The 6,228-nt window shown below is 63.7% G+C and carries 4 protein-coding genes and 1 pseudogene; 1 reads left to right on the top strand and 4 read right to left on the bottom strand.

Translation table 11 applies throughout. The features are described from left to right. The 4 genes and pseudogenes from QD228_RS04850 to galE form a co-directional block, all read right to left on the bottom strand. A pseudogene (locus QD228_RS04850) lies at positions 1-249 on the bottom strand (UDP-glucose 6-dehydrogenase); the annotation flags it as partial. A 1-nt stretch (position 250) separates the two neighbouring features. After that, positions 251-2,146, bottom strand: coding sequence for a phosphoethanolamine transferase (locus tag QD228_RS04845; protein ID WP_279874596.1), 1,896 nt, complete (start codon positions 2,144-2,146; stop codon positions 251-253). Positions 2,147-2,171: 25 nt separating this feature from the next. Beyond that, on the bottom strand, positions 2,172-3,002 hold the full coding sequence (cysQ, locus tag QD228_RS04840) for a 3'(2'),5'-bisphosphate nucleotidase CysQ (protein WP_077374657.1): 831 nt from the start codon (positions 3,000-3,002) through the stop codon (positions 2,172-2,174). A gap of 167 nt (positions 3,003-3,169) precedes the next feature. After that, complete coding sequence (gene galE, locus QD228_RS04835; RefSeq protein WP_084208121.1) at positions 3,170-4,189, bottom strand: UDP-glucose 4-epimerase GalE; 1,020 nt, start codon at positions 4,187-4,189, stop codon at positions 3,170-3,172. 526 nt (positions 4,190-4,715) lie between these two features. Between galE and QD228_RS04830 the strand changes: the two genes are divergently transcribed. Continuing rightward, a complete protein-coding gene (locus tag QD228_RS04830; protein WP_279874594.1) occupies positions 4,716-6,212 on the top strand; it encodes an SLC13 family permease in 1,497 nt (498 codons plus the stop codon). Positions 6,213-6,228 lie beyond the last annotated feature (16 nt).

Genomic DNA, 6,228 nt, shown 5'->3' with positions numbered 1-6,228 from the left:
GGCGATGAACTGCAGCACGCCGTGCGCGACGGCCTCGCGGGCGTCGGTGGTGAAGTTGAGACGCCCTGCCTCCACGTTGCGCATCACCATGCTCTCGAGCCCCGGCTCGAAGATGGGGATCTCACCCTGCTTGAGGCGCTCGATCTTGGCAGCATCCACGTCCATGCAGATCACGTCATGGCCAACATCCGCCAGACAGGTGCCGGTGACCAGACCTACGTAACCTGTTCCGAAGACAGTGATTTTCATGTCAGTCCTTGGGTGTCTCTGAGGGTAGTGAAGGGGGTGACAGGGTGATCGGCGCGGAGGTTTCCCTCGCCGTCACGCCAGAAGATTGTGCACGAGCGGATGACGCGCCATCCGAAGCGCTGTCGAGCAAGCCATCCGGACTTTCCAGCAGACGCGTCGTGGCCTCCACGGCCTCTTCCAGTTCTTCGGCACCGGGGGCCAGCGGCCGGGCAAGAAAGTCCGACGGCAGATCCTCGAAGAAGTTCAGACGCCCCAGTTGATCCAGCACTGGATGGCGCTCGCGCGGCTGATAGCAGGCCGACCAGGGTGACAGACATGGCTTGTCCCCCGAGAAGTGGATTCCCATCCAGTCACTGGCCAGATAGGGAAGATCAAAACTGGCGAACGGCTGACGGGCATGCTCGCGCAGATGCACCATCTCACGCTCGGGATTGGGACCACGCCCCGCCTGCCACAGCCACAGGGGAATGCGATAAGGCGCCTGGCTGGGGCGATCACCGCCATGCACGTAAGCATCGCTGAGCGGATCATGCTCAAGACCATGATCGGAAAGGTAGAGCACGCCGGCATGGCGACCCTCGAGACGTTGGAAGACGCCCTCCAGCACCTGGTCCGTGAAGCGGATACTGTCGTCATAGGCATCGGTCAGCGGCGAGGTACTGTCCGGTGTCAGGAAGTAACGCAGCGAGTCGGGGTACTGCAGGCTGGCCGGCGGATGGCTGCCGTACAGATGCAGCACGATCAGTCGCGGCCCTTTGACCTTGCGCGCCAGTGCCTCATCGAGTGCATCCAGCAGTCCGTCGTCGTACTCCGTCATGATGGTTCTGGCGACGTCGGCACGCTGGGCGATGGCGGTGATCCAGGTGCGCTCGGAGGTGATATCGAGCCCCTGACGTGACAGCCACTCCGTATGCATGCCGGCCTGATTGGCCAATGAAATCAGGTTGGCATCCAGATAGCGCGGCGAGAAGGTGCGCGGGTCCATCAGACTGGAAAGCATCGGCACCGCCAGCACCGTCTGCGGCGCCGGCGCGATAGCTTGATCAAAGACCACCAGCTGATCACGACGGGCGTCGAGATTGGGCGTGGTCGGACGCGAATACCCGTAGAGCGACAGCTGATCACGCCGCTGGGACTCACCGATCACCAGCACGAAGACCGCATCATCCGGCACGTCAGGGCTGAGCGTGACCTTGCCGAAATCGTAGTCATCCGCCATCAATGCCTTGAAACGCTCCTTTTCCCACCAGGCATGTGAGGTGGTGGCCAGGTTCCAGCCCGGCGATACCGACAGCGTGGTGATGGCCAGCGGCACGCTGGCACGCCCCCACTGCCAGCTACCTGCCAGCAGCATCAGCATCCAGAGCACGAAGGCGATTCCGCTGCGCCCCCCCAGCCGGGCGCGAGCCAACCCCGCCCCATGGCGATTGGCCAATGACAGGGCCAGCAGGAAGAACCCCAGCGGCACGATGAGTGCCAGCGGGAACTTGAACAGCATCGCCATCGACTCGCTGCGACTGGTATCCAGCGAACTCAGCGCGAAGGCCAGGCCATAGCGCGAATCGTAATAGACGGCGCTGACCACACTGGCCGAGAGATTGACGCCCAGTGCGGCCATCAAGCCAAGTGCCGGCCAGCGCCAGCGTGGGCGATGGGCTGCCGCCAGCAGACACGGCCACAGCAGCAGGTTGCCGATAAGGATCAGACCACCCTCGAGCAGCCCGTGGTAGATCAATGGCACCAGACTGGCCAGCGATGACAGCAGCACGGCGCTGATCAGCCCACCGGCGACACCGCCATCGGCGCGTCTGGCAAAGAGAGCACGCCCCGCGCGGCGCAGCATGCCTTTGCCACCACCGGCCCCGGGCCGCTCATTGTCATGAGTTTCACGCATCATGAGTCATCTCGCTCAGGCGCAAGCGTCAGCACTCCAGCACCTGGCGCCAGCGGCCGTCAGACTGGCCACAGGCAATGAAGAAAGGATTTCTGAGGGTGTCACGCGCGTTGTAACGCAGGACATCCGGCTGACCATCGGTCAGGCTCTGCGCATCGAAGACACACCCGCCCGCCGCTTCCAGCACGGCCTGCGCCGCGGCGGTGTCCCACTCGCAGGTCGGGGCATAGCGCGGGTAGAGATCCGCGTCGCCTTCCGCGATACGACAGAATTTCAGCGAACTGCCGCAGCTGACGGTCTCGACCGGCGTCAGACGCTCGATCAGCGCCGCCGTCTGCGCATCGAGATGCGACTTGCTGGCCACGACTCTCAACACCTCGGGCTCCGGGCTGACGCGAATGGCCGTTCGTCCATTGGCGTCCTCGCGAAACGCGCCCACGCCATCAAGCCCGCTCCAGGTCGCCCTGAGCACCGGCGCATCCACCACGCCCAGCACGCTGCGCGTCCCCTGGATCAAGGCGACATTGACGGTGTATTCGCCACTGCCGTTGACGAACTCGCGGGTGCCATCCAGCGGGTCCACCAGCCAGAAGGTCTGCCAGTCACGGCGCGCCACGATATCCGCCTTGTCGCTTTCCTCGGAGAGCACCGGAATCTGCGGCGTCAGGCGGGCCAGCCCCTCCACCAGCACACGGTGTGCCGCAAGATCCGCGGCCGTCACCGGACTGTCATCGGCCTTGGCGCGTGTCTCGAGATCGCCGCCCTGCGCAACGGCGAGTATCGCCTGCCCCGCTTCACGGCAGAGCGTCTCGATGGCCGTCAGAAGTTCAAGATCAGGGGTGACATCAGACTGATTCATGGAAGTCTCGCAGATAATTCAAGGGAGTCAGCACGCGGCTTTCAGCTCGGGGCCATCATACGCAAAAGCGGCCGCGGATTCTGCCCACGGCCGCTTCCAGGAAGCCATTGATGACGGGGTGCGAGCTCACTCGCACGCCCATCTCAATCGGTGCTGCTATGCCTGCTTCAGTTGCTGCGATAGCCATTGGGGTTGCGTGACTGCCAACGCCAGCTGTCAGCCATCATGCGATCCAGCCCCAGCTCCGCCTTCCACTTCAATTCCTTGAAGGCCTTGTCCGGCTCCGCCCAGCATTCGGCGATATCACCGGAACGCCGCGGCGCGATGCGATAAGGCACCGGGCGACCGCTGGCCTTCTCGAAGGCCTTGACCATGTCCAGCACGCTATAGCCAGTGCCGGTGCCCAGGTTGTAGGTGTGGACGCCATCACGCGCATCACCGGCCAGATAGTCCAGCGCCTTGAGGTGGCCATCGGCCAGGTCGACGACGTGGATGTAGTCACGCACCCCGGTGCCATCCGGCGTCGGATAGTCATCACCGAACACGGCCAGCTCTTCAAGGCGACCCACCGCCACCTGGCTGATATAGGGCACCAGGTTGTTGGGGATGCCGTTGGGGTCCTCACCGATGGTACCGGACTCGTGGGCACCCACCGGATTGAAATAGCGCAGCAGCGCGATGCGCCAGCTGTCATCCGCCACGGACAGGTCACGCAGCACTTCCTCGACCATCAGCTTGGAGCGGCCGTAGGGGTTGGTCGCGGACGTCGGGAAGTCTTCACGGATCGGCGTGGACGCCGGATCGCCATACACGGTGGCGGAGGAAGAGAACACGATACGCTTGACGCCGGCCCGCGCCATGGCATCACACAGCACCAGGGTGCCATTGACGTTGTTGTCGTAGTAGGCCAGCGGCTTGGCGACGCTCTCGCCCACCGCCTTGAGCCCGGCGAAGTGGACCACAGCCTCGATATCATGACGCTCGAACAGGCTGTCGAGCAGCGCGCCGTTGCGGATATCCCCTTCGACGAACGGCACTTCGCGTCCGGCAAGCGTCGCCACACGCGCGAGGGAGGCTTCGCTGGCATTGGACAGGTTGTCCAGCACCAGCACCTGATGGCCGGCCTCCATGAGCGCCAATACCGTATGAGACCCGATGTAGCCTGCACCACCCGTGACCAGAATCATCCATCATCTTCCTTGTGAAAGTAACGCGACAGTGGGCCGCGCAGTTGACCTGCGCTGGCCCCGTTCATGGCTGCTAACCCTACCTTCCAGCCCTTGCGCTCACAAGTCCACAGCCAACGACAGCGTCTGTCGCCAGACAGCAACCTGACCCGTGCAGGATGGCGTCACGCAAGGCCTCGCACGCGACCTGAGCGCCTCGGATCGAGCGTCGCGCTTGCGCGGCGTCAAGGTTTCACCCACGGGAGTTTCGAAACAGGCAATGAAGGCTATTGAGCCGTGGCGCAATGCTGAGACAATGGCGCCGCCTGCCGGCCCGAAAGCCCCACCTGACCGACTCTCGGCGGCGATCGACCGACGCAGACAGCATGACACGACGTGCATGACCTCCCGTTCAGGAACGAATGCATGCCGTGCAGTGAACAACGCCAACACGACAACGTGCCATCACCTACCATGACCCATACCAACAACACGATGACCAACATGATGAGGAAGCCTGTCGCCAGCGGGCTTCTCTGGAGTCGACATGCCTGAGCAACCTACCGATCACGTCGTTGATCAATCCTCCACGCCGCCACAAGCGCCACTTGCGGCGCGTATCGGTCTGATACTCGGTCCGCTCCTGCTGCTGCTGACCTGGCTGACCCCTGCCCCGGGCGACATGCCGGACACCGCCTGGCTTTGCGTGGGCCTGGCGCTGTTGATGGCGACCTGGTGGGCCACCGAAGCATTGCCGATACCGGTGACGTCGCTGTTGCCCATCGTGCTGGTGCCCGCACTTGGCATCGACGACATCAAGAGCACCACGGCAGCCTATGCCAATCCGACCATCTACCTGTTCCTCGGTGGCTTCCTGCTCGGGATCGCCATGCAGCGCTGGGACCTGCATCGCCGCGTGGCCCTGCATACGCTGAAGCTTGCCGGCCATTCACCCCGCCGTCAGATCGCCGGTTTCATGATCGCCACCGGCTTCATCAGCATGTGGGTATCCAATACCGCGACCAGCATCATGATGCTGCCCATCGGCATGTCAGTGGTCAGCCTGATGTCCAGTGGCCGGGATGAGCGCGACAGCGACGACCCGGAGCTGAAGCGCTACGCCGCCGCCCTGCTGCTGGCCATCGCCTACTCCGCCAGCCTTGGCGGTATCGCGACACTGATCGGTACTCCGCCGAATGCCCTGCTGGCGGGTTACCTGTCCAGTGACCAGGGCATCGAGATCGGCTTCGCCCAGTGGATGGTCGTCGGCCTGCCGGTGGCCATCGCGATGTGCACCATCACCTGGTGGTGGTTGACGCGCACGCCCTTCTCCTTCGCATCCGAGACTTCGGACAGTGGCGAGATGATAAAGCGTGAGCTCAAGGCACTGGGTGTCATGAGCAGCGCCGAGAAGCGTGTCGGCATCGCCTTCCTGGTAGCCGCCCTGCTGTGGATGTTCCGCCCGCTGATCAATCAGAGCGGCCTTGAGTGGCTGTCGGATACCGGCATCGCCATGGCCATCGGCGTCGGACTGTTCGCGATTCCCTCCGGCACCTCACGCGGTCGTCGCCTGCTGGTGTGGGAAGACGCGCGTGACCTGCCCTGGGGCGTATTGCTGCTGTTCGGGGGGGGACTGGCACTGGCGGGCGTCATCAAGAGCTCGGGTCTGGCGGAGTGGATCGCCGGACAGCTGTCGATGTTCAGCGTGCTGCCGCTCATCGGGCTCGTGGGCATCGTGGTACTGGTGATCATCTTCCTGACTGAGGTCACATCCAATACCGCGACGGCCGCCGCCTTCCTGCCCCTGCTGGGCGCGCTTGCGCTGTCGCTGGACATCGACCCGCTGCTGATCACCGTGCCGGCGGCCATCGCGGCCAGCTGCGCCTTCATGATGCCGGTGGCCACGCCACCCAATGCCATCGTGTTCGCCACCGGGCACCTCAAGATCCAGACCATGATGCGCGCCGGCTTCTTCCTGAACCTGGCAGGCACCGTGGTGGTCACGCTGCTGGCCTATGGCCTGATCGTGACACTGTGGAGCTGATTCCCTGACAGCGTGA

It is taken from the genome of Cobetia sp. 3AK (assembly GCF_029846335.1).
Classification (GTDB): Bacteria; Pseudomonadota; Gammaproteobacteria; order Pseudomonadales; family Halomonadaceae; genus Cobetia; species Cobetia marina.
Note: the sequence above shows the minus strand (reverse complement) of the source record. Positions and strands in the feature narration are given on the sequence as shown.